Origin of the sequence: Gordonia sp. DT218 (genome assembly GCF_049847105.1) — a bacterium.
Lineage (GTDB): Bacteria > Actinomycetota > Actinomycetes > Mycobacteriales > Mycobacteriaceae > Gordonia.
This window is the reverse complement of sequence record NZ_JBNCNS010000004.1, coordinates 51,734-73,987: the sequence shown is the minus strand read 5'-3', so window position 1 is coordinate 73,987 and position 22,254 is coordinate 51,734. Positions and strand designations below refer to the sequence as shown.

General features: G+C 64.7%; 22 protein-coding genes. 15 read left to right on the top strand and 7 right to left on the bottom strand.

Annotated elements, in window-relative coordinates; all coding sequences use genetic code 11:
* Window positions 1-122: 122 nt before the first annotated feature.
* On the bottom strand, window positions 123-1,595 hold the full coding sequence (locus ACPXCG_RS15700) for a PAS domain S-box protein (RefSeq protein WP_425793458.1): 1,473 nt from the start codon (window positions 1,593-1,595) through the stop codon (window positions 123-125).
* Window positions 1,596-1,788: 193 nt separating this feature from the next.
* Here ACPXCG_RS15700 and ACPXCG_RS15695 point away from each other — a divergent pair, with 193 nt between their 5' ends.
* From ACPXCG_RS15695 to ACPXCG_RS15670, 6 genes are read left to right on the top strand one after another with little or no spacing between them, the layout of a single operon-like run.
* Window positions 1,789-2,961 carry an acyl-CoA dehydrogenase family protein gene (locus ACPXCG_RS15695; RefSeq protein ID WP_425792920.1) on the top strand — a complete coding sequence of 391 codons (1,173 nt, stop codon included), beginning with the start codon at window positions 1,789-1,791 and terminating at the stop codon, window positions 2,959-2,961.
* 48 nt (window positions 2,962-3,009) lie between these two features.
* Window positions 3,010-3,366 carry a hypothetical protein gene (locus ACPXCG_RS15690; RefSeq protein WP_425792919.1) on the top strand — a complete coding sequence of 119 codons (357 nt, stop codon included), beginning with the start codon at window positions 3,010-3,012 and terminating at the stop codon, window positions 3,364-3,366.
* A 47-nt stretch (window positions 3,367-3,413) separates the two neighbouring features.
* Window positions 3,414-4,691 (top strand): aromatic ring-hydroxylating oxygenase subunit alpha, encoded by a 1,278-nt coding sequence (locus ACPXCG_RS15685; protein WP_425792918.1) that lies wholly within the window; start codon window positions 3,414-3,416, stop codon window positions 4,689-4,691.
* Window positions 4,684-5,178, top strand: a complete 495-nt coding sequence (locus tag ACPXCG_RS15680; protein WP_425792917.1) for an aromatic-ring-hydroxylating dioxygenase subunit beta — start codon at window positions 4,684-4,686, stop codon at window positions 5,176-5,178. Before ACPXCG_RS15685 ends, ACPXCG_RS15680 begins: the two co-directional genes overlap by 8 nt.
* 11 nt (window positions 5,179-5,189) lie before the next feature.
* Entirely contained in the window at window positions 5,190-5,948 is a 759-nt protein-coding gene (locus tag ACPXCG_RS15675) for an SDR family NAD(P)-dependent oxidoreductase (RefSeq protein ID WP_425792916.1), read from the top strand.
* 28 nt (window positions 5,949-5,976) lie between these two features.
* Complete coding sequence (locus ACPXCG_RS15670) at window positions 5,977-6,927, top strand: PDR/VanB family oxidoreductase (RefSeq protein ID WP_425792915.1); 951 nt, start codon at window positions 5,977-5,979, stop codon at window positions 6,925-6,927.
* A 26-nt stretch (window positions 6,928-6,953) separates the two neighbouring features.
* Here ACPXCG_RS15670 and ACPXCG_RS15665 read toward each other — a convergent pair whose 3' ends face one another.
* The 3 genes from ACPXCG_RS15665 to ACPXCG_RS15655 form a co-directional block, all read right to left on the bottom strand.
* Window positions 6,954-7,607: a response regulator transcription factor gene (locus ACPXCG_RS15665; protein ID WP_425792914.1), complete on the bottom strand. Its 654-nt coding sequence runs from the start codon at window positions 7,605-7,607 to the stop codon at window positions 6,954-6,956.
* 61 nt (window positions 7,608-7,668) lie between these two features.
* Window positions 7,669-7,950, bottom strand: coding sequence for a hypothetical protein (locus ACPXCG_RS15660; protein ID WP_425792913.1), 282 nt, complete (start codon window positions 7,948-7,950; stop codon window positions 7,669-7,671).
* Between the two features lie 29 nt (window positions 7,951-7,979).
* Complete coding sequence (locus ACPXCG_RS15655) at window positions 7,980-9,275, bottom strand: amidase (RefSeq protein ID WP_425792912.1); 1,296 nt, start codon at window positions 9,273-9,275, stop codon at window positions 7,980-7,982.
* Window positions 9,276-9,455: 180 nt separating this feature from the next.
* On the opposite strand from ACPXCG_RS15655, the gene ACPXCG_RS15650 reads away from it, so the two are divergent.
* Complete coding sequence (locus tag ACPXCG_RS15650) at window positions 9,456-10,628, top strand: flavin reductase family protein (protein ID WP_425792911.1); 1,173 nt, start codon at window positions 9,456-9,458, stop codon at window positions 10,626-10,628.
* Window positions 10,625-11,179: a nuclear transport factor 2 family protein gene (locus ACPXCG_RS15645; RefSeq protein WP_425792910.1), complete on the top strand. Its 555-nt coding sequence runs from the start codon at window positions 10,625-10,627 to the stop codon at window positions 11,177-11,179. Before ACPXCG_RS15650 ends, ACPXCG_RS15645 begins: the two co-directional genes overlap by 4 nt.
* A gap of 24 nt (window positions 11,180-11,203) precedes the next feature.
* Here the strand turns inward: ACPXCG_RS15645 and ACPXCG_RS15640 are convergent, their stop codons facing one another.
* A complete protein-coding gene (locus ACPXCG_RS15640; protein WP_425792909.1) occupies window positions 11,204-12,313 on the bottom strand; it encodes an alpha/beta hydrolase in 1,110 nt (369 codons plus the stop codon).
* A gap of 78 nt (window positions 12,314-12,391) precedes the next feature.
* Complete coding sequence (locus ACPXCG_RS15635) at window positions 12,392-13,033, bottom strand: TetR/AcrR family transcriptional regulator (RefSeq protein ID WP_425792908.1); 642 nt, start codon at window positions 13,031-13,033, stop codon at window positions 12,392-12,394.
* 87 nt (window positions 13,034-13,120) lie between these two features.
* On the opposite strand from ACPXCG_RS15635, the gene ACPXCG_RS15630 reads away from it, so the two are divergent.
* From ACPXCG_RS15630 to ACPXCG_RS15605, 6 genes are all read left to right on the top strand, one after another.
* Window positions 13,121-13,684 (top strand): VOC family protein, encoded by a 564-nt coding sequence (locus ACPXCG_RS15630; protein WP_425792907.1) that lies wholly within the window; start codon window positions 13,121-13,123, stop codon window positions 13,682-13,684.
* A gap of 16 nt (window positions 13,685-13,700) precedes the next feature.
* On the top strand, window positions 13,701-15,248 hold the full coding sequence (locus tag ACPXCG_RS15625) for an AMP-binding protein (RefSeq protein WP_425792906.1): 1,548 nt from the start codon (window positions 13,701-13,703) through the stop codon (window positions 15,246-15,248).
* Between the two features lie 7 nt (window positions 15,249-15,255).
* The gene (locus ACPXCG_RS15620; RefSeq protein ID WP_425792905.1) at window positions 15,256-16,422 is read left to right on the top strand and encodes an enolase C-terminal domain-like protein; all 1,167 of its coding nucleotides are present in this window, start codon (window positions 15,256-15,258) and stop codon (window positions 16,420-16,422) included.
* A 4-nt stretch (window positions 16,423-16,426) separates the two neighbouring features.
* Window positions 16,427-17,365 carry a ketopantoate reductase family protein gene (locus tag ACPXCG_RS15615; RefSeq protein WP_425792904.1) on the top strand — a complete coding sequence of 313 codons (939 nt, stop codon included), beginning with the start codon at window positions 16,427-16,429 and terminating at the stop codon, window positions 17,363-17,365.
* A 66-nt stretch (window positions 17,366-17,431) separates the two neighbouring features.
* On the top strand, window positions 17,432-18,991 hold the full coding sequence (locus tag ACPXCG_RS15610; protein ID WP_425792903.1) for an AMP-binding protein: 1,560 nt from the start codon (window positions 17,432-17,434) through the stop codon (window positions 18,989-18,991).
* The gene (locus tag ACPXCG_RS15605; protein ID WP_425792902.1) at window positions 18,991-20,328 is read left to right on the top strand and encodes a DUF1254 domain-containing protein; all 1,338 of its coding nucleotides are present in this window, start codon (window positions 18,991-18,993) and stop codon (window positions 20,326-20,328) included. Before ACPXCG_RS15610 ends, ACPXCG_RS15605 begins: the two co-directional genes overlap by 1 nt.
* Before the next feature lie 16 nt (window positions 20,329-20,344).
* On the opposite strand, the gene ACPXCG_RS15600 is transcribed toward ACPXCG_RS15605, so the two are convergent.
* Complete coding sequence (locus ACPXCG_RS15600; RefSeq protein ID WP_425792901.1) at window positions 20,345-21,118, bottom strand: class I SAM-dependent methyltransferase; 774 nt, start codon at window positions 21,116-21,118, stop codon at window positions 20,345-20,347.
* 143 nt (window positions 21,119-21,261) lie between these two features.
* Between ACPXCG_RS15600 and ACPXCG_RS15595 the strand changes: the two genes are divergently transcribed.
* Window positions 21,262-22,170, top strand: a complete 909-nt coding sequence (locus ACPXCG_RS15595) for a LysR family transcriptional regulator (RefSeq protein WP_425792900.1) — start codon at window positions 21,262-21,264, stop codon at window positions 22,168-22,170.
* Window positions 22,171-22,254 lie beyond the last annotated feature (84 nt).

Genomic DNA, 22,254 nt, shown 5'->3' with positions numbered 1-22,254 from the left:
GGGAGACGTGACGGCGCTGTCGGTCTCGATCGACGGCCGTTGTCGTGGCCGCTGCTGACCAAGCTATCCAGCGCATCGACGGTGCACTACTGGGTCTTGCCAACGTCGGGGTACAGAAACCTTTACCCGGTCTCCGCAGGTCGGGTGGGTTCCGGCGCGTCGGCCAGCGGCAGCGTCACCTTCACCGCGGTCCCCGACGGCTCGTTCGGCAGGTACTCGATCGTGCCGCCGTGACGTTCGAGGATGTGCTCGGAGATGATGAGCCCGATGCCCGAACCGTCGTGTTTGGCGGAGAAGACCCCGGTGGCCAGTCGGTCGGTGGGAACACCCGTCATGCCACGTCCCTGGTCCCGGATCCACACGCAGGCGCTGCCGTCATCGTCGCCGGTTTCCACGGCCAACTCCTTGACCTCGGTTGTCGGCTGAGCGATCTCGTCGAGCGCGTTGACGCAGAGATTGATGATGACCTGGCCGATGAGGACATTCTCGCCCTGGATGAACAGATTGCGATCGGGAATGTCGGCGAAGACACGGATGCCCTGCTCGGCGGCACGCAGTCGCACGAAATACAGACTCTCCTCGACGGTCTCGTTGAGATCCATCAGAGTGGTGGTGCTCTCGATGCGACGGACATAGCGCTTCACCGACGTCACGATGTCGGCTGCGCGATGGAGTTGCTTCTCGATCTGGTCGATCCCGTATTCGAGGCTGCGGGCGTCGACGGTCTCCGACGACAGCCGGGCCTTCAGCCCGCTCAGGTAATTCGTTGACGCGGCCAAGGGTTGCCCCAGTTCGTGGGCGAGGATCATCGCCATGTCGCCCATCGCGTGATAGCGGCTCAGGTACTGCAGATTCGCCTCTTGGTAGGCGGTGCGGCGTTCCCACTCCACCCGGTCGGTGACGTCGCGGATCGTCAGAACGCGTGATCGGATGCCGTCGTGGGCCACGATCTCGAGTTCGCCGGCCAGCCAGATGGTGGTGCCGTCATCCTTGATGATCTCCTGCTGGATGCTCACCGAACCCGCCCGGCCGTCGAGACGCTCGATCACATGGTCGCTGTTGAGTCGGGGTTCGCACCGCCCGAGATCCTCGAGGTGGACGCCGGAGAGCGCAGCCGGTGTGCTGCCGAACAGCTGCGCGGCGAGCGGGGAGATGTCGTCGATGCAGTTGTCGTCGTCAAGAACCACCAGTCCGGCCGACGTGTGGGTCATGATGCGCTGAAGCGATTCCGACACCCAGCTGAGCTCTTCCTGCAGCTCGACTTCTTCGGACATGTTGCGGAACTCGACCATCACGACCGGACCGTCCTCGCACCGCACCAAGGTCGCGCGGGCGTCGGTCAGGAAGTCGGTGCCGTCTTTGGCACGGTATTTCCATTGCTTTCGGCTCGAGCCGTACACGACGGCGGACTGCAGCCAGGCGACGCCGACCTCGCGACGGTACTGCCGCTCCTGAGCGCTCATGTGGTGGGCCTTGAGGGGCCTGAGTTCTTCGAGGGTGAAACCGAACATGCGGCATGCGGCCGAGTTGGCCCAGAGGATGTTCTTCGAACTGGCCTCATGGATGAGAATCCCGGTGCCGGTGTTCAGGATCATCTTCTCGAAGTCGCGACGCGCAGGGAACACGTCATCACCTCGCCTTCGCCGGACACCCAGCATCGACCGTCTCGTGGTGCGGCGCAAGTAAGGGAAATGCTTAGCGACAGCGCAGGAAATCCCGATACCGGTGGTGCGCACGCGTCCATAGTGTAGCGCCCAGAGCGAATGTCGAATCTGAACGGAGACAGCGATGACCACGGAGAGCCTGACTGAGCGGGTGGTGGCGGAACCGGCCGGTGCCGCACGTGACGCCGCATTCGATCACGCCCTCGATGTCCTCCGGGATCGTCGTGACGAGTTCAACGCGCAGCGGTACGTCTCACGCGACTTTGTCGGGTTGCTGAAGCGGGCCGGTATCTACCGGGCGTCGACGCCGTCGGTATTCGGTGGAGAGCCGATGCCACCGTCGGAGTTCATGTCCATGGTGGAGCGCATCTCGGCGGTCGACCCCGCTACCGGCTGGGTCTCGAGTTTCGGTTCGTCACTGGTCTACTTCGCGGCCCTGCCGGTGGCGACGCAGAAGAAGATCTACGCCGACGGGCCGGACATCGCCTACGCCGGGGGACTGTTCCCGATGCAGGAGGCCGAGAAGGTCGACGGCGGCTATGTGTGTTCCGGCGTCTGGCAGTTCGCCAGTGGCTGCCGGGGCGCCGACATCATCGGCGTCGGTCTGGCCGGTGGGCCGCAGACCGAGGGCAAGCCGCTGACCGCATTGGTCGATCCCGCCGATGTCGAGATCGTCGACAACTGGGACGTCGCCGGGATGAAGGCCACCGGATCTCACGCCGTGCGCGCCGACCGGCTCTTCGTCCCCGAGGAGATGACCTTCGTCCGCGGCGGAACACCGCAGATCGACGAGCCGCTGACCCGCTACCCCGCGCTCGCATACGCCGCCCAGGTCCTGGCCGTGGTCACAATCGGCGCGGCCCGCGGTGCCCTCGACTACGCGCTGGAGGTCGGCGCCGCACGCACCTCCATCACGGGTGGGGCGAGCAAGGGTAACCGTCCGGCCTACAAGTCCGGGCTCGCCGCGGCCGAGGCCGAGCTGCGTTCCGCGCGGGCGTTCTTCTACGAGGCCACCGATATGGTGTGGGTCAAAGCGCTTGCCGACGAGCATATCTCGACCGATGACAGGGCGCTGCTCCGCCTCGCCGCGACTCATGCCGCGCATGTGGGGCGCCGAGTTGTGTTGCAGGCCTTCGATCTCGCCGGCACCGGTGCGATTTACGAGACCCACCCGTTACAGCGGTATCTGCAAGATGCATTGGTGCCCGCGCAGCACGCCATGCTCCAGACCAACACCTATGAGGCTGCCGGCGCACTGATGCTCGGCCTCGATGCCGGTATTCCCAGCTTCCCCTGATCTCTCGAACTGACCAGCCCGCAATTCTCAACGAACCAGGAGTTATTCATGGCCGCCGAGCCCCTGCGCACCCTGTTCTGTGTCGGCAACAACCAGAACTTCTTCGATCTGCCGAAGGCCGAGATCGGCCCGGTGTGGGAAGCTACCGTTCGATTCCTGTCCGCTCTGAAGAACATGGACGGCGTCGACATCATCGGAACATTCGACGACGACGCGCACATGGTCGGACCGTCCGACGGGTGGCCCTGGACGTTCTACGTCCTGGCCGACGTACGCGATCAGACGACGGTCACGGCGGCATGCAACCTGTTGCGTACCACCATGGTCGGCGAGTTCGCGCTCTGGAAGTACTTCAAGGTCGAAGCCCGGATGGGTCGCGAACTCACGATCCGCGACGACGTCTGACCGATCCCAGCCCGCACACCCGATGGCGATGACAGTGAAGGACAGCAATGACCACCATTGAGAGGCCGACCCGCGGATTCTCCGACCTGGCCAAGAAGGACCGCGTCGCGGGAGCGCTCTACACCGACCCGGAGATCTTCGACGAGGAGATGAAGAAGATCTTCTACCGGACCTGGGTGTGGGTCGCGCACGAGAGCGAGATCCCCGAGGCCGGGTCGTTCAAGACCACCCAGGTCGGCGACCAATCGGTCATCGTGACCCGGGATCGCAAGGGCAACTTCAATACTCTGCTCAACCGGTGCCGCCACCGCGGCGCGACGGTGTGCGACCAGCGCAGCGGCAAGGCCAACGGCTTCACGTGTCCATACCACAACTGGTCATACACACTCGACGGCCGGTTGCGCGGCATCCCGTACCCCGACGGTTACGAGGGAGTGGTCGACAAGAACGACTTCCCGCTGCAGAAGCTTCGAACCGAGAGCTACGTCGGCATGATCTGGGCGACGTTCGATCTGGACACCGAGCCGCTGGAGGACTTCCTCGGAGACGCCAAGATCTGGATGGAGCGCTTTCTCAAGCAGTCCAACGGATTCCCGACCAAGGTGCTGGGCGCCCACAAGTTCCGGTTCAAGGGAAACTGGAAGATCCAGCTGGAGAACACCACTGACGGCTACCACTTCCCGATGGTGCACAAGTCGTGGATGGCATCGGTGGACTCCGAGACAGCGAACATGATGTCGTTCATGGATGATCCGGCCGCCGAGACCCATGCCCTGGGTAACGGCCACAGCGTCGCGATCATGGCCGCGGCACATGCCGATCTCGACGTCGACAACGGTGACGAAGAGATCCAGCCGCGCTTCCAGCATCTCGTCGACGAGCTCGAGGAGGCAGGTGAGAGCCCCGAACGCATCCGCCGGTACATGCGCTCGATGCACGGCTGCGGCTTCAACCTCAACATGTTCCCGAACATCGCGATGTCGTCGTCGTTCTTCCGCGTGCTCATCCCGATCAGCGTGGACGTGACCGAGGTGTGGCACATGGCGATCGGCATGGACGGCGGTCCAGAGAGCATCAACCGGGAGCGCCTGCGTATCCACGAGCATTTCCAGGGCCCGTTCGGCTTCGGGAGTCCCGACGACGCCGAAGGCTGGGACCGCGTACAGATCGGTGCGGGCGGCAACCCCAACATGCCGATCCTGGTCAACCGCGGGGAAAACCGCGAGTACACCACCGAAGAGGGTTGGCCGACTTCGCATGTCACCGACGAGACCGGTATGCGGGAGTCCTACGACATGTGGAAGAGGATGATGAGCGATGACTGACGTACTCACCTTCACCGACACCCGGGTCCTGCGCGCGATACAGCTCGTCTGGCACGAGGCCGCCGTCCTCGATGCCAAGGACTATGTGGCCTGGGAATCGATGTACACCGACGACGCGCTCTACGTGATCCCGATCGACCCGGACACCGACGATTTCGAATCGTCGCTCAACATGGTCTACGACGACAAGCGCATGCGGCAGCTGCGTGTCCAGCGGATGATGCAGGGCTACGCGCCCTCCGCGGTCGCCGCAGCCCGCACAGTGCGGATCGTGTCGCGGTTCACCGTCGAGGAGATCGACGACGAATCGGTCACCTTGCGATCGGCGCAGATTCTCAACGCGTTCAAGCGCGACACCTTCTCGACGGTCGGCGCCGAGATGACCCACAAGGTCGTGCTCTCCGATGATGGCGACAAGATCGCGCTCAAGGTGGCACGTCTGATCGACAGCGAGGACGCGGTGAGCGCGTCCGGATACCTTCTGTGAGGCGTGATCCCATGACATCAGCACCGTCGACATCGGGGATCGCCGTCGTCACCGGCGCGGCAGGCGGAATGGGCGGCCACATCGCCCGGCGGCTGCACGCCGAGGGACATCGCGTCCTTCTCACCGACATCGCTGTGGACGCCGCGCGCGACATTGCGGCCGAGCTCTCGCCGGACGGCTCCACGGCGCGGGCGATCACGCTCGACGTCGGCCACAAGGCGAACTTCGAGAGCGCGCTGGACGAGTGCCGAACCCTCTGGGGGACACCGACAATCATGGTGAACAACGCGGCGCGCACCCAGGCCGCGGATCTGATGACCTTGGCCGAGGACGAGTTCACCCAGGTGCTCAACACCAACGTCAACAGCATCTTCTTCGGCTGCCAGGTGTTCGGTGGCGCGATGGCCGAGCGCGGCTACGGACGCATCGTCAACATGGCCTCGCTGGCCGGCCAGAACGGCGGCACGGCAACGGGCGCCCATTACGCCGCCTCCAAGGGTGCGATCCTCACCGTCACCAAGATCTTCGCTCGCGAACTCGCGGGCAGCGGTGTCACGGTCAACGCGGTCGCGCCCGGCCCGCACGATCTGCCCGTGGTGAAGGCGACCGTGCCGCCGGACCGACTCGATGCCGTGATCGCCGGCATCCCGGTCGGTCGCCTGGGCAGTCCGTCGTTCATCGCGGACATGGTCGCCCTGCTCACCAAGGACGACGCCTACTTCGTCACCGGCGCCTGCTGGGACGTCAACGGCGGGCTCTACGTTCGCTGACCCAGTCCGTTCTATCAGGAGAACAACCATGTCGCTGATCGACGTGATCGTCTCGGACGTCGTCCAGGAGACACCGACAGTCAAGACTTTCTATCTGTCCAAACCCGATGGGACGCCGATCGGCTCGTACTCGCCGGGTGCCCACATCGACGTCATGGGACCCACCGCGATCACGCGGCAGTACTCGCTCTGCAGCCGACCGGATGGACGCGAGTCGTTCGCCGTGGCCGTCAAACGCGAGACCGACTCGCGCGGCGGCTCGGTGGCATTGCACGAGGTGAAGGTCGGCGACGCACTCAAGATCAGCGAGCCCCGCAATCTGTTGGAGATGGGATCCGACGCCTCTCACCACGTCCTGGTGGCGGCGGGCATCGGCATCACGCCGATGCTGAGCATGGCACGGTACATGGACGTCGAGGGCATCAGCTTCGAACTGCATTACTTCTCCCGGACCGAAGAAGACGCGGCATTCCTTCCGCTGCTGCGTGATCGATGCCCGGAGAAGTTGTACGCACACGTCGGCGTCGCACGTGACCGACAGGACGCCCTGCTGGAATCCGCCCTGGCGCGGGCGGTCGACGGGACCCACGTATATGTCTGCGGTCCCGATGGTTTCATGACGAAGGTCGTCGCGCTGGCGGAGCGGTTCGTGCCGGCCGGGGCAGTGCATTTCGAGAACTTCCACGCCACCGCGCAGCCGTCGGCGGAGTGCAACACCGCGTTCGAGGTGGAACTCGAGGGTGAGACCTACTCCGTGCCGGCCGACAAGAGCATCGTGGAAGTGCTGGAGGAGAACGGATGTGACGTCGACACTTCGTGTCAGGAGGGTATCTGCGGCACCTGCATCATGCAGATCGTCGACGGCGATCCCGAACATCGCGACAATGTGCTGACCAAGGTGGAACGTGAATCCGGCGAGGTCATCGCCGTCTGTGTGTCGCGGGCCAAGGGGCCCCGAATGGTGCTCGACTATTACTGATCCACCGGGGACAGATGGCGGTGGGGTCAGGTGGCGGTGTCGGTCGGCACCGCCACATCGAATCTCAGGATGTCGCGCACAAGGGTGCTGATGCTGTCGGCGTCGGTCTTGCTCTTGATGCGAGCACGGTGGACGTCCACCGTCTTCACACTCATCTCCAGACGACGGGCGATGTTCTGGCTGGGCAGACCTTCTACGACCAGGGCGAGGATGTCGCGTTCGCGCGGGGTCAGCAACGCCACCTTGGCCTCGATTGACCGTCGCTGCGCATACGTGTGGAAGCGTTCGGTCGCCTTCTCCATGCCGGCCTGCACCGCGTCGAGCAACCGCTGTGGGTCGTAGGGCTTCTCGAGGAAGTCGAGAGCGCCCGCCTGCAACGTGGACACCGACATGCGGATGTCGCCGTGCGCCGAGACGAAGATGATGGCGACGTGCGGGGCGAACTCGTTGAGTTTCTCCTGCAGACGCGGACCGCTCATCCGGGGCATCCGGACGTCGAGGATGATGCAGGCCGGATGGTCACCCCGGTACGCGTCGAGGAACTCGTCCGCGCTGTGACAGATGTGTGGTGAGATCCCGATACTCCCCAGCAGCCAGTCGACCGATTCGCACAGAGCGGGATCGTCGTCGACGACATACACGGCCGTCGACGCCGCGGTCTCAGCTGGTTCCTGTGTCATCGGTGGCAATTTCCCGTCGCTGCGCTCGCCCTGTCATCGTGTCGAGGGTATCCCGGCCGGCCTAGTCATCCCAGGCGGCGTCGGCGGTCCAATAGTTCATGCCGACCGCACTGACCCGATGCTCCCATTCCGACGTGCGCTGCAGCCACGGTTCCTCCTTGCGTACCGATTCGTCGGCGGCTTCGGGCCCGTCGGCCTCGACCGTCCAGTGCACCCAGTTGACCTCACGTCCGAGTTCGTCGTGGACGAACAGGTCGACGTGATGCCATCCGTAGTTGAACGTGTCCTCGTAGCAGGTGAGGAACATGCGGTGGTGGGTGACGGGGCGGGGCTTGATGACCATGGTGATCGACTTCTCTCAGGGGCGGCGGCTCAGGCCGACCGGGCCGGCGATGCATGCAGCAGCGGCTCCAGCGTGGTGGCCAATTCGAACAGGTTCGCCTCGTGGCCGGGGAGACCGACGATCTGCACGCCGAGCGGAAGGCCGTCGCCGGTACGTGCGCCGGGAACCACCACGACGGGACAACCCAGGAGCTGCCACGGGCGGCTGAGCACAGGGGAACCGGTGGCGCCGAGACCTTTCGGAGCCGGACCGGGGGCGGCGGGACCGACGATGACGGCGTTCGCGCCCAGGATCTCGGACAGCAACTCGCGCGACCTGTCACGACGGATGAGGGCGGCGGCGTGATCGTCGGCGGGGACTCGACGTCCGTCCTCCACCAGTGAGAGCAACTGGGGGCTGAGGGCCGCACCGTGCGCGTCGACGATGTCGTTCAGGGTGGCGGCGGCCTCGTGACTCATGACGGTGAGGTGATCATCGGCGAGGGTCTGGACATGGTCGTCCCAGTCGAGACGCCGGCAGTCGACGCCCGCCCTGATGAGCATTCCCTGGAGGGAGTCGAGCAACTCTCGCATCTGCGGGTCGATGGCGACGAGTTCGCTGCCCTCCCACAACAGTGCGCCATTGACCATGCGGCGCTGCGGAGTACGGGCGGACCGTCCCGCGAATGCGGTGTAGACGTATTCGAGGTCGGCGACGCTACGGGTCAGCAATCCGAGTGAGTCGAGTGAGGGGCTGAGCCCCGTGATACCCGCGAGGTCGGTTGTGCCGTGCGCCATCACCATCCCGGCTGCCCCGCAGTACGAGGCGGGACGTGTGAGCGATCCGGCGGTCTGTGTCCCGAGTGCGAGCGGGATGACGCCGGCGCCCACTGCGGCGGCCGAACCGCTCGAGGAGCCGCCGGGAGTGTGATCAGGTGCATGCGGATTGCGCGTGGGACCGGGGGAGAAGTAGCCGAACTCAGTGGTCACGGTCTTGCCCTGGACCACGGCGCCGAGCTCGCGCAGTCGCCGGACACACGGCGCATCTGTCGCCGCCGGCCGATCCGAGGTCACCGTCGAGCCCGCCCGCGTGGGCAATCCCGCGACGTCGATCAGATCCTTGACACCGACCGAAACCCCGCGCAATGGCCGTCGGCCGGGCGTGTGGTCTTCGGTGCGGGCGTCGTCGAGGTACGTCGTCGACAGCTCGACCCACGCGGACAGATCGGTTTCGGTGCGGATGATCTCCTCACGCACCTGCGTCGCGAGCAACTCCGCGGACACCACACTCTCGTGCACCGCGGATGCCTGGTCACTGACAGGCTGTGTCGAGTAGGCCGAGCTCACCGTTCCTCCTTTTTCCGGTGAGTCCCAGTCTGCCCGCTCGGCACCGTCCGCGACAGTAAAGATTTCCCTCCTACCGCTGTAGGGACGTGACGAAATAGCTTCGCACCATCAGATGACCGGATCAGGTCGCTCGGTCGCGTGACAGCGACGTCGACACGTCCAGTGAATCCAGGAGAAGCCATGTCTGTCAACGCCCCTGCCGCAGTCGATCCCAAGCTGTTCCGCGACGTTCTGGGCCATTACCCGACCGGTGTCGTGGTGGTGACGGGTCGCGACACCGACGGAGAGGTCCTGGCGATGGTCGTCGGAACCTTCAGCTCGGTGTCCCTCGACCCTCCGCTGGTGTCGTTCATGCCGATGAAGACCTCCCGCACGTTCGAGAAGATGCAGAAATGCTCGTCGTTGTGCATCAACATCCTCGGCGGCGAACAGGAGGACATCGTCCTGCGGGTCGCCCAGCGATGGGAGAACAAGCTCGACGGGATCGACTGGTTCCCATCGCCGTCCGGTGACCCGGTCCTGAGCGATTCCGTGGCCTGGATCGACACCACTCTGTGGGACACGGTCGAAGCCGGTGATCACTGGATCACGCTGTGCGAGGTGCGCGATCTGGCGGTCACCAATCCCGTGTCGCCCTTGCTCTTCTTCCAGGGCGGCTATGGCAGCTTCGTGTGTACCTCACTCATGGCGCGCATGGATCACGAGATCCTGCCGGCCATTCACGCTGCCCACTCCGCCCGATCGCAGGTCGAAGAACTGGCGTCGTCGATCGGTTGCGAGGTAACGGTTTTCACCGCCGTCAGCGTCGACGAGATGGCCACCGTGCTCTCGGTGACCGGCGCCGGTGTCGATCGCGAAGAGGGTCTCGCGCATCGCATTCCGATGGTCCCGCCGATCGGCGACTCGTATGTCTTCGATCAGGATGGCGACGCCCAGGAACGCTGGATCGCCAAACTGCGCGGCGCCGACGAGACGGTCAAGGCGGTCCACCGTGCCCGACTCGCATTCGTCCGGGACAACGGTTACCTGATCTCGTTCCTGCCGGCCGAGGGCAGTGCGGCATATGACGAGATGCGCGAAGCGACCCGCCGCTACGAAAGTGGTCGGTTGACGCCGTCCGAGGAACGGAGCATCCGCGCGTCGATCGAGAGCTCATCGGTTGACTACCGTCTCCGTGACGTTGACGATCACGAGATCTACGATGTCGGGTCGCTGGTTCTTCCCATCCGCGACCCGAAGGGCGGCCACTCGATGACCCTTCGACTGGGGCAGTTGCCCTCCCGGCAGACGGGCGCGCGCATCAACGAGTGGATACAACAGGCACGGACAGTAGTGGAGGTTCTGGAACAATGACCGCAGACGCCATCGCAGCATTGACCGCGCGTATCGAGGTGCTGGAGGCCGAGGCCGAGATCCGACGCATCCAGGCCCGGTACATGCTCCTGTGCGACACCCCGTGTCCGGAATTCGGCGTCCGGGACGCCGCCGAGCGTATCGACCTCATTCTCGACCTGTACACCGACGACGCGGTCTGGGAGGGCGTCGGGGAGTACTACAACGGCCAATTCGGACGGGCGGAGGGCAAAGACGGCATCCGGGAGCACTTCCAGGCGTTCTGGGGTGAGAAGCGGGACCCGGCGCTCCTGCTCAACGTCCACTACCTCACGTCCGAACAGATCCATGTCGACGGCGCCGAGGCGGACGGGCAGTGGGTCCACATGCAGCCCTGGCTGTTCTCGGACGGCAGATCACTGTTGCGATCCAGTCGTCTGAACAACACCTTCCGCAAGGAGGACGGACGATGGCGGGTCAGTCGCACCCGGACCGAGAACATCTTCATCGCACCTCTGCCCGACCGCTTCGCCGAGAGTTATCCGTCGGCATCGGTACTGATGCAGCCCTAGTGCACCATTCGGTTCACGTCGCGCTCAGAAGCGCTGGGCGATCCACGCGTCGATGAGATCGGCGACGTCGTCGCGGCCGTTGTTCTCCTGGAAGTAGTGGTCGGTGTCGAACTCGTGGAACGTCTTGTCCGTTGCGCCCAGGCCATCGCGGATCGCGTTGGCATCACAGGGGAACACTCCGGTGTCCCGATTGGCGTTGACCACCAAGGAGGGCACCGTGATCCGGGGCAGGTGGGCGTGGGCGCGGGTGTGTGAATCCTCGAGACTCCACAGCGACAACCACGTCCGCAGTGTGGTGGCCGAGGCGATCCCGAACACGGATTTGTTGGCGCGCTCCGGTGTGCCGGCATAACACCGGTTCGGCTCCCGCTTCGTCGGTTCCAGGGTCGGATCGACCATGCGCGGGTCGGCCCAGGTCCGGGACACCGAGAAGGGACGGTCGTGGTATCCCGCCGCTGCCAGTCGTGCGAGTTCGTCCTTGACCCATCGGGTGATCTTATGATTACGCGCGGACTGCGCGTCGCGGTATCGCCGCACGAACTCGGTCGAATACGATGGCCCGTTGTCGGGATTGAACAGGTCGAGCGTGGGGTCGGTTGCCAGCGGGTCGTTCTCGTCGACGACGGAGCCGTCCATCCACGCGGTCAGCACATCCGGCCGGCCGAGGTGGGCCGCGCTCGAGATGTACCCGTCGGCGGCGGGGAGATCCTCGACGCCGCGGGCGAGTCGTGAGCCTGCGACAGCTGAGATGGATGGTTGCGACGCCTGCGACTGATAGGCGGCCATCAACGACCCGCCCCCCGAGTTACCGAGCAGCACAACGGTGTCCACGCCTGCCTGTTCGCGTAACCAGCGTACGCCGACGCCGATGTCGACCAGGGCATGGTCGAGCAGGAAATGTGCTTCGTCTCCTCGGAACCGGGTATTCCAGCCGAGGAACCCGTAGCCACGCCGTGCCAGATACTCGGCGAGATAATGCTCGGAGAAATCGATCTGATAATGCGTCGCCATCACGGCAATTCGCGGCTTGCGTTGTGACGGAGTGTGATACAGGCCCTGGCACGGATGTCCGCCCGCGCCTGCACGGCCGACGGTTGGGGATTCGAGACCGACAAACGTTTGCTCGATGGGCACGGCAACTCTCCTAGGATACGAACCTGATGTCAGATTCGTATCATAGCCGGTTCGACGGTGAGCGTCGAGACCCGGATCTCACACGGACTCGGGTTTCCAGTAGACGGCGTGGTACCAGGCGTCGGCGAGAGTGCTGATGCATCGTTCGTCGTCGGCATCCGCTGCGCGGCCGTTCGCGAGGCTGTCGTAACAGAACATGTTCAGCATCGACACGATCGCGCGCGCGGTGAGCTCCGCATCGACGCCGGGGCAGTAGCCGTCGGTCTGTGCACGTCCGATTGCGCGGGCGATCACCGTGATCAGTTCTCCGCACAGGGAGTCCCACACGCGCGCGAACTCGTCGTTGACCATCGCGAGCTGGAAGACGCCCACCATCTCGGCGAGTCGGTGGCGGTAGGTCTCCCAGTGGGCCCGGACCGACGCGACGATCTCTTCGTACTGATCGGGGTGTGAGTCGTGAATCGCCCTCTCGACTCGGGTGCGGGCCTCTTCCTGGAACTCGCGTGCCCAGTGTTCGAGCAGTGCGTCTTTCGAGTCGTAGTAGTTGTAGAAGGATGCAGGCGACTTTCCGGCCTCGCCGACGATGTCGGCGACTGTCGTCTTCAGGAAGCCCTTCTCTGCGATCACCTTGCGGGCAGCCGTGTGGATTGCCTCGAGGGTCTCGCGGCCGCGCTTGGTCGGCCGGGTCTGCTGTGGTGCCACGGATTCATTCTGGCCCATCGGGGCGCTCCAGGAGTCGAGGGCGGCCTATTCACAGGATACGAATCTGATGTTACATTCGTTTTCTGTCCACGGAGGAGAAACGACATGACAGACAATCCGAGGTTCGACGTCCGCGGTTTCAACCACGTCGCGCTGGTGTGCTCCGACATGCAGCGCACGGTCGACTTCTACAGCAATGTGCTCGGTTTCGAACTGGTCAAGACGGTGGAGTTGCCGGGCGGAATGGGTCAGCACTTCTTCTTCGATGCCGGCAACGGCAATTCGCTGGCGTTCTTCTGGTTCGTCGATGCCCAGGACGGCGTGCCGGGCATCTCCGCTCCCGAGGAGAAACCGGGATTCGGCGAGTGGATCAGTGCGGTGAGCTCGCTGAACCACATCGCGTTCGATGTGCCTGCCGACCGGTTCGAGGACTACCGTCGTTCGCTCAAGACGGCGGGTGTCCGGGTGGGGCCGATCGTCAACCACGACGACAGCCCCAGCCAGATCGCCACCGAGATGCACGACGGCGTCTACGTGCGGTCGTTCTATTTCCAGGACCCTGACGGGATCCTCCTGGAGTTCGCCTGCTGGCTGCGCGCTTTCGGCCCACGCGATGTCGAGCATGCGCCACGGACCGCGGCGGAGCGTCGTCGCCAGATCAACGCCTGACCCGGGATAGGCCACCATGGATGCGCATCACCTCCGGTCGCTCGGCGCCATGCTCCGGCACTGGGCCGATGTGGCGGCAGAGCAGCCGGCGATCGGCGTCGTCGACGGCCGGTCGCACACGTTCGGGTCGTGGTTTCGGCGAAGTTCCCGGATTGCCTGCGGCCTGGATGATCTCGGTATCGGAGCCGGTGACACGGTTGGATTTCTGGGTAAGGATGCGGTGGTGTGGGGTGAGGTGCTGGTCGCCGCGTCGTACGTCCGAGCCGCCGGGGTGCCACTCAACTGGCGGCTGAGCCGTCGAGAGATGGCCGAGACCGTGGCCGACGCCGCACCTTCCGTGGTTGTCGTCGAACCGGAATTCCTGCCGCTCCTCGGACATGATGATCCGGGTGACGGTGTGACGCGGGTGATCGTCGGAGAGGCCGCCCCGATCGCCTACGACGACTGGGCAGAAGGGCTGCGGGCGTCCGAACCCGAGATGGCGCCGGAATCCGATGACGTGGCGATGATCGTGTACACGTCGGGGACCTCGGGCCGGGCGAAGGGAGTCGAACTCCCGAATCGCGCCATCGCGGCCAACATCGCATCATCGGCGCCCTGGGACATCAAACCTGGTGACACGGTGATGATTCCGGCTCCGCTGTTCCATGTCTCGGGAACGGGCTGGCTCTTCTATTGCCTCGGTATCGGTGCGGAAGCGCTCTACACCACCGACATCAAGCCGTCGACGGTGCTCGACGTGCTCGCCGGTGGCGGTGTGGACCATGCTCTGACGGTGCCGGCCGTCGTTCACATGCTGATCTCGCACCCGGACGCGCAGGGTAGGGAGTATCCGAGCCTGCGGACTCTGATCTACGGGGGGTCGCCGATGGCACCCGCCACGGCGCGCGATGCGATGGCAATCTTCGGATGTGAGCTGGTGCAGAGCTATGGGATGACCGAAACCTGCGGCCCCATCACATTTCTCACGCCCGACGATCATCGCGCAGGCGGTGTGAGATTGGCTGCGGCGGGTCGGGCGGTGCAGGGGGTCGAACTCGTCGTCGCCGATCCGATCGACGGCTCGGTATGCCCGCCCGGCGTGACCGGCGAGGTGCGGACCCGGAGCGCCCTCATCATGAGCGGATACCGCAATCAGCCCGATGAACTCGTCAAGGTGCTCACCCCGGACGGCTGGTTCCGCACGGGTGACGCCGGCTACCTCGACGAGGACGGGTACCTCTTTCTCTGCGACCGCATCAAGGACATGATCGTGTCCGGTGGCGAGAACATCTATCCGATCGAGGTCGAGAATGTCTTGCTCGAACATCCGCAGGTGCTGGAGGCGGCGGTGATCGGGGTGCCGGACGAGAAGTGGGGCGAAACCGTGAAAGCCGTCGTCGTCGCCCGGGAGCCGTTGGATCCGGGAGAACTGACGTTGTTCTGTCGGGATCGACTTGCGCACTACAAATGCCCGACCTCGATCGACCTGAGCGATGAACTGCCCCGCAACCCGAGCGGGAAGCTACTCAAACGCGAACTGCGAAAGGTCTATTGGTCACAGCACAGCCGATCGATCGCGTGAGGACGAGATGCGCATCGTCGAAATCCGCGAGGTAACGGTGCCCCTGGAGGGCTCGGTCGCCAACGCCGTCGTCAACTTCAACCGCCACACCGTCTCGCTCGTGGCCGTCATCACCGACGTGATGCGGCACGGCGTGCCGGTATACGGGGTGGCCTTCAACTCGATCGGGCGGTTTGCGCAAAGCGGGCTTCTCCGTGACCGGATGATTCCGCGGGTGCTCGACGCACCCTCTGATGAACTACTCGACCCCGACACCGGGATTCTCGATCCCGAACGTGTGCTGCGGAGCGCGCTGGCCGATGAAAAGCCCGGTGGCCACGGCGATCGCGCCTGCGCTGCGGCGGCAATCGAACTGGCCTGCTGGGATCTGCTCGGCAAACTCGCCGACGAGCCCGCATATGCCACCATCGCGCGCGCGGACGGCCGGACACCCACCAGGCGGGCGGCCCCGGTGTACGCGGCCGGCGGCTACTACCGGCCCGGCGACGACATCGCAGCGCTGCGTGCGGAGATCTCGGGGTACCTGGAGAGCGGGTACCGGGCGGTCAAGATCAAGGTCGGTGGGCTGTCGCTGGACGAGGACCTGAGGCGAATCGACGAGGCGGTGTCGATCGTCGGATCGGGCGCCGCCGTTGCGGTGGACGCAAATGGCCGATTCGGCCGCGAGGCCGCCGTCGTGTATGCAAAGGCGCTGGAGCCCTACCGATTACGGTGGTTCGAAGAGCCGGTCGATCCGCTCGACTACGGGGCAACTGCCGAACTGGCCGCCGCGTACGACGGTGTGCTCGCCACCGGTGAGAATCTCTTCTCCCGGCAGGATGTGGCAAACCTCCTGCGCTTCGGCGGTATCCGACCGGACTGCGACATCCTGCAGATGGACGCCGGTCTGAGCTACGGGTTGACCGAGTACCGGGCCATGCTGGACCTGATGGATTCGGCGGGCGTCGATCGCGCGCATGCGGTTCCACACGGTGGCCATCTGATCAATCTGCACATCGTCGGCGGATTGGGACTCGGTGGGTGCGAGGCGTATCCCGGTGTGTTCCAGCCTTTCGGCGGATACAGCGCAGATTGCGCAATCGAGGACGGGACCGTCACGCCTGCCGACCATCCGGGTTTCGGCCTCGAGGCGAAGGCGGAACTGTCCGGATCGATCACGAGATTGGTGGGATGACGCTGTGGCGGAGAAACTCTCCATCCTGATCGTCGGATGCGGCGCGATGGGATCGGTCTATGCTGCGCGTCTGGCGGCCGGTGGTCACGACGTCCACATGCTGGATCGTTCGGCCGAGCACATGGCCGCCATCGCGCGATCGGGACTGACCCTGACGGGACCCGACAGCGAGGACACGGTACGGGTGAGGTCGGCATCGACGACGCTCGACGTCGGTCCGGTCGACATGGTGGTCCTCGCGGTCAAGGCGGCCGACGTCGGTGGCGCCGCGAGAACCGTGGTCGGGGCGATCGGACCGCATACCGTGGTCGTCACGATCCAGAACGGGCTCGGGTCCGCCGACGAGATCGCCGGCGTGGTCGGTGCCGATCGCCTGGCGGTCGGAATCGCCAGTGGGTTCGGCGCATCACGCCCCGCGCCGGGGCAGGTCCATCACAACGCGATGAAGGCCGTGCGACTGGGTGCGTACGCCGGACTACCCCGTGATCGGCTTGATCCCGTGGTAGATGCCTGGCGGGCAGCGGGTTTCGCGACCGAATCCGTGCCGGACATTGTGGCAATGCAGTGGGAGAAGCTCATCTGCAACGTGGCCTACAGCGCTCCGTGCGCATTGACCGGCCTGACCGTCGGTGAGGTGATGACGCATCCGGAATGTGGACCGGTCAGTCGGTCTGCTGCGCGCGAGGCCTGGGAGACTGCACGCGCGCTCGGAATTGCCATCAACGTCAACGACCCAGTGGCCCACGTCCAGGAGTTCGGTGCCGCGATGCCTGCGGCGAAACCGTCGGCGCTTCTCGACGTCGAATCCGGCAGGGTCAGCGAGATCGGCTTCATCAACGGTGCGATCCCGGTGCAGGCGGCCAGGGTAGCGCTTGACGCGCCGGTCAACGAGACACTCACGAGACTGGTCCGGACGCGAGAGCTCGCTTGGCACAACGGATGAGATCTACGCCGATGATGCCCGGCCTTCGGCGCGCTCGTCGTCATCGCGGTATCTGAAGGAGACCCTGTGCACACCTGGTTACATGTGATCGAATGGCGCGCCACCTGTGATGCCGACATCGTGGCGGTGCGGGATGATCGGCAATGCCTGACCTACCGCGAGTTTCACGCACGAATCGAAGAACGTGCGGGCGGGTGGTTCGCACTCGGCGTTCGCTCGGGTGACATTGTCGGGGTCGTCGCGCACAACAGTGTGGAGTATCTGTCGAATGTGCTGGCACTGATGCGTCTCGGAGCGATCCCGCTGCTGCTCAACTGGCGGATGCCGGCACCCGAGATCACCCGGATTCTCGACGTCTGCTGTCCGCGGGCGGTGCTTGCCGACCCGGTCTCCACCGGGCTGGTGACGATCGGCGACATGCTGGCCGTCGTCGACGGAAGCCGTGAGGACGGATGGGTTCCCGTCACCGACCTCGTCGGCGATCCAGGTCCCCGACCGGTTCAGCGACTCGCGGCGGCAGAGACCGCGGTGCTCATGCACAGCAGCGGAACGACAGGCAATCCCAAGGTCATCCCGTTGGATCACGGGTCTCTCATCCGCAGTCTTGCCGGCTTTGCGATCGAGATCGGAGATCAACGTCCCGGACGACGCCATCTGGCGATGATGCCGCTGTTCCACCTCGCCGGCCTCGCCCAGGCGATGCAGTGCTTCCTCACGGGCGGGAGCCTCACGGTTCATCGAGAGTTCGATGTCGATCGGGTCATCGATGCGGTCGCGGACCAGCGGATCAATTTCTTCACGGCGGCACCCGCGGTGCTCGAGATCCTCGTCGATGCACTCGAAGGCCGCAGGCGGGGCGCCGACATGTCGAGTCTCATCGAGGTCCAGTACGGTGCGGCACCGATCACACCCGCGCTCCTGATCCGGGCGCAGGCGACGATCTGTCGACGGTTCCGCCAGATCTACGGCAGTACCGAGCTACAGGGATTTCTCACCGTGCTCCGCCCCGAGGACCATCGGACGGACAGCCCTACGCTGGCCACCGCCGGTCGGATCACACAGGGCTGGGAGGTGCGGATCATCACCACCGACGGAAAACCCGCGGCCCCAGGCGAACCCGGCGAGTTGCAGATCCGTGGCGAGAGTCTGGTTCGTGGCTACTGGCGTGACCCGGAGGCGACAGCGGCGTCGTGGACATCGGATGGCTGGTATCGCAGCGGCGACCTGGGATCGGTGGACTGCGATGGCTATCTCAGCATCGTCGGACGTACGAAGGACATGATCATCAGCGGCGGCGAGAATGTCTACCCCGCCGAGATCGAGCGCGTGATGGCCGAACATCCCACGGTGCGCGAGGTCGCGGTGGTGGGATGCGACGATCCCCGTTGGGGAGAGGTTCCGATTGCGTTCGTGGTCACCGGGACCGGTGAGGCGCAGGCGACGGCGGACGATCTCCTTGCGTACTGCCGACTGAACCTTGCCGGTTTCAAGTGTCCGAAGGACGTGTATTTCGTGGAGACCCTGCCCCGCAACGGAGTCGGAAAGGTTGTGAAAGGGCCGCTGCGGGAGCGCGCCCACTGTGGCACGATTGGCACGAGGCGGGGTCAGCACGGAAAGCATGGGTGATGCAGGTGACGGATCAGTCGGTGGCAGATGTTGCCGCGAATGCCTATATCTACGGATTCCCGCTGGTATTCAACCTAGATCAGGTCACCCGATATGTGACCGAAGGCGTAGGGGCAAATCCGGCACGGCCGTTCAACACCTTCAGTCACGCCCGGACTCTTGCAGGACCAGCCGACACCTTCGTCACGATCAACAACGACACGCTGTATTCGATGGCCCAGATCGATTTGTCGGTCGGGCCCGTACGACTGCGAGTTCCCGACACGGACGGCCGTTATTACGTTCTGCAATTCGTCGATGCGTGGACGAACAATTTTGCCTATGTCGGCCATCGTGCCACCGGCACCGCGGAGGGCGGCTTTTTGCTGGTCCCTCCGGGATATGACGGAACCGTCGAGGCCGACGAGACCCTGATCCACTTCCCGACCACGGTTGGGTCGATCGTCGGCCGGTGGGCCTGTGCAGGAGGCGATGACCTGGCGCTTGTTCATGCGCTCCAAGACGTCACAACTCTCACTCCGCTCGATCGCGACGCCGAGCCTGAGGGCCTACCGGCGCCGTCCGCCGAGGTTCCCAACGAACTGCGGTACTTCGAGAAGCTCCGACTCTGGTCGCAGGCCTACCCGCCCGCGCCTCGGGACGTCGAGATCGAGCGGGGCCTGGCTGAGGTCGGGATCGGGGACCCCGGCGAGGCATCGCCGTATGCCGATGCGGATCACGACTTCGCCGCGGAGCTCGTGGCGGGTATCGACGCCGGTGAGCGGAATCTGCAGAAGGCGTTGATGTCCGGATCGAGTCCCGAGGTCAACGGGTGGAAGCTGACCTACCATGCGTTCGACTACAACCTCGACTACTTCGAGGTCGGTGCGCTCGACGACCCGCAGTTCAAGATGGCCGACCCGAGGCTTCGAATCATCGAACGGGCAGCCGCTGCCAAGGGCGGACTGTGGGGCAACCATCCCTACGAGGCCGCGTACATCATGACCTACGTCGACGACCGAGGCGTCCAGCTGGTGGGAAGCCGCAGGTACACAATAACTTTGAATCCCACGCCGCCGGTCGGAGCATTCTGGTCGTTGACCATGTATGACGTTCCCAACTTCTATCTGGTGGACAACCCGCTCAATCGATACTCGATCGGCGACCGGACCCCGGGACTGACTTACGGTGCCGATGGTTCCTTGACGATCGTGATCAGCAACGTGGCCCCCGACGACACCGCGAACTGGCTGCCGGCCCCCAGCGGTGAGTTCCGCCCGGTGCTCCGGATGTACGAACCGGACCCTGCGGTTCTGCGTGGTGACTACGAGGTGCCGGCCATTACGCGGGTCGACTGAGCCGCGGCCGGCGCCGTCAGCCCAGCTCCAACCCCACCCGCATCTGACCGAACAGGAACACTGCCGTCTCTGCGGTGGATTCCTGATATCGCTCGATGACCTCGTCGGCGAAGGGTTTCACCGAGTCGTCGGGTAGACGGCTGGTCCAGTCGGTGGCGCCGACGGTGAACCACTGGGTGAAGGCATCGATCGACTCGAACTGCCAACGCAGGTAGGTGATCTCGATGTCGGAGACGTTGAATCCGGCCGACGTGGCGGACTCGCGAAACTGATCCGGAGTGACGTGCAGGTAGGGCGGCTCGAAGTCGGTGAAGTAGTGCTGCCAGCGTGGCAGGGCGGCCACGTCCATCGCCACGTCTTCGATGCTGCGACGCTCGGTGGCGCAGACGATCTGGATCACCGCGCGTCCGCCGTCGTCCAGGCTGCGCGCGATCTGCGTCAATGCCGCGGGCTGATCGTGAACCCAGTGCAGCATGTTGAAGGAGACCGCGATGTCGAAGTCGCGCTCGAACGGCAGCGCCAGGACGTCGTCGACGTGGAACTGGACACGGAGCTCATCGGGTGGGACACGGGTGCGGGCCTTGTCGATCATCAGTCGTGATGCGTCGACGCCGACAACCGATCCCGCAGGCAGCCGGTCGGCCAGTTGCATGGTGATGAACCCGTCGCCGCAGCCGACGTCGAGGAGCCGCTCATCGCCCGCGATCTCGAGACCGGCGATCGATGCCTCGGCGACCATGCGCTGCAGAGCGCTGACGTCCGCATAACGATCGCCGTCCCAGTTGACCATGGTCGCTCCTCGATGAGTGCATGTGACAACCACTCTGCACCAATCGGAAGGGCCGAATCGTGGGATTCGCGAGGTGGACGGCAGTTTTCGCCGGACCGCCGGTATGCCACACTGTTCGGTGTCCGCCCAGGTAGGAGGTCATCGTGGATCTCACCGCCGCGCACCTGCGGTACTTCCTCGCAGTTGCCGACGAGCTTCACTTCACTCGCGCCGCCGAGCGGCTGCACATCTCGCCGCCATCGCTGAGTCAGCAGATCCAGCAACTCGAGAGACGGGTGGGCGAGCCGTTGTTCGAGCGGACCTCCCGGCACGTCGAACTCACCGCACGGGGCGCCGAACTGTTGCCGATGGCCCGTACCGCCGTGGCGGCGATGGACGATGTCGTCGGGTGGATCGACAAGGGGCGCGAGCCGCGACGAACTTTTCGGATCGGCATCGCAGCAGCGAGTGAACTCAGCAATGCAGTGCTCGCAGCAGTCGTAGAGCGGTACCCCGACGTCGAATGGCAGATCCGCAGCCTCGGGCTGACGGAGCCACTCTCTGCAGTGCAGGATGGGCAGGTCGACGTCGCGCTGATGTTCAGTCCGCAGATCCCTGACGTCGATGGGCTGGTGGTGACGCCGCTGTGGTCGGAAGATCGGGTCCTGGTGGTTCACGAGGGGCATCGATTCGCGGGCTGCGAGTCACTGAGTCTGGCCGAGACCGACGACGAGACCTTCATCGGCATCCGCGAGCTCGGCGGGACCCAGGAGTGGTTCGTCGATCCGCGTCCGGGAGGCAAGCGCCCGACGATCCTCCCGCTCGCTGCGCACTTCGAAGAGGTCCTGCAACTGTGCGCCGCGGGCGTCGGGGTGAACATCTGCGGCTCCGGGGCCGCCACTACGTATGCCCGGCCCGGCCTGCGCTACATACCCGTCGCCGACCTTCCGCCGGTGACGACATTCCTCTGCTACCAGGCGTCCAGGACCGACGAACTGATCGATGCGTTCGCACGACTCGCCGTAGAGGTCTCCGCGCATCGGGATGGACCACCGGCGCCTGCGGCAGAGTGACAGCGCAGCCCCGCGAGGCGCTGGTCGCATCGATCATGAGGCTGTCCCGAATGATCATGTGACATTTCCATGTGGACTCCGATC

Excerpts from the sequence above, each read along its gene's own strand:
- ACPXCG_RS15675 (WP_425792916.1), top strand. The coding sequence starts at position 5,190 with ATGACATCAGCACCGTCGACATCGGGGATCGCCGTCGTCACCGGCGCG.
- ACPXCG_RS15605 (WP_425792902.1), top strand. The coding sequence starts at position 18,991 with ATGCAGGTGACGGATCAGTCGGTGGCAGATGTTGCCGCGAATGCCTAT.
- ACPXCG_RS15685 (WP_425792918.1), top strand. The coding sequence starts at position 3,414 with ATGACCACCATTGAGAGGCCGACCCGCGGATTCTCCGACCTGGCCAAG.
- ACPXCG_RS15625 (WP_425792906.1), top strand. The coding sequence starts at position 13,701 with ATGGATGCGCATCACCTCCGGTCGCTCGGCGCCATGCTCCGGCACTGG.
- ACPXCG_RS15665 (WP_425792914.1), bottom strand. The coding sequence starts at position 7,607 with ATGACACAGGAACCAGCTGAGACCGCGGCGTCGACGGCCGTGTATGTC.
- ACPXCG_RS15600 (WP_425792901.1), bottom strand. The coding sequence starts at position 21,118 with ATGGTCAACTGGGACGGCGATCGTTATGCGGACGTCAGCGCTCTGCAG.
- ACPXCG_RS15635 (WP_425792908.1), bottom strand. The coding sequence starts at position 13,033 with ATGGGCCAGAATGAATCCGTGGCACCACAGCAGACCCGGCCGACCAAG.
- ACPXCG_RS15690 (WP_425792919.1), top strand. The coding sequence starts at position 3,010 with ATGGCCGCCGAGCCCCTGCGCACCCTGTTCTGTGTCGGCAACAACCAG.
- ACPXCG_RS15645 (WP_425792910.1), top strand. The coding sequence starts at position 10,625 with ATGACCGCAGACGCCATCGCAGCATTGACCGCGCGTATCGAGGTGCTG.
- ACPXCG_RS15680 (WP_425792917.1), top strand. The coding sequence starts at position 4,684 with ATGACTGACGTACTCACCTTCACCGACACCCGGGTCCTGCGCGCGATA.
- ACPXCG_RS15670 (WP_425792915.1), top strand. The coding sequence starts at position 5,977 with ATGTCGCTGATCGACGTGATCGTCTCGGACGTCGTCCAGGAGACACCG.
- ACPXCG_RS15700 (WP_425793458.1), bottom strand. The coding sequence starts at position 1,595 with ATGATCCTGAACACCGGCACCGGGATTCTCATCCATGAGGCCAGTTCG.
- ACPXCG_RS15695 (WP_425792920.1), top strand. The coding sequence starts at position 1,789 with ATGACCACGGAGAGCCTGACTGAGCGGGTGGTGGCGGAACCGGCCGGT.
- ACPXCG_RS15660 (WP_425792913.1), bottom strand. The coding sequence starts at position 7,950 with ATGGTCATCAAGCCCCGCCCCGTCACCCACCACCGCATGTTCCTCACC.
- ACPXCG_RS15630 (WP_425792907.1), top strand. The coding sequence starts at position 13,121 with ATGACAGACAATCCGAGGTTCGACGTCCGCGGTTTCAACCACGTCGCG.
- ACPXCG_RS15620 (WP_425792905.1), top strand. The coding sequence starts at position 15,256 with ATGCGCATCGTCGAAATCCGCGAGGTAACGGTGCCCCTGGAGGGCTCG.
- ACPXCG_RS15650 (WP_425792911.1), top strand. The coding sequence starts at position 9,456 with ATGTCTGTCAACGCCCCTGCCGCAGTCGATCCCAAGCTGTTCCGCGAC.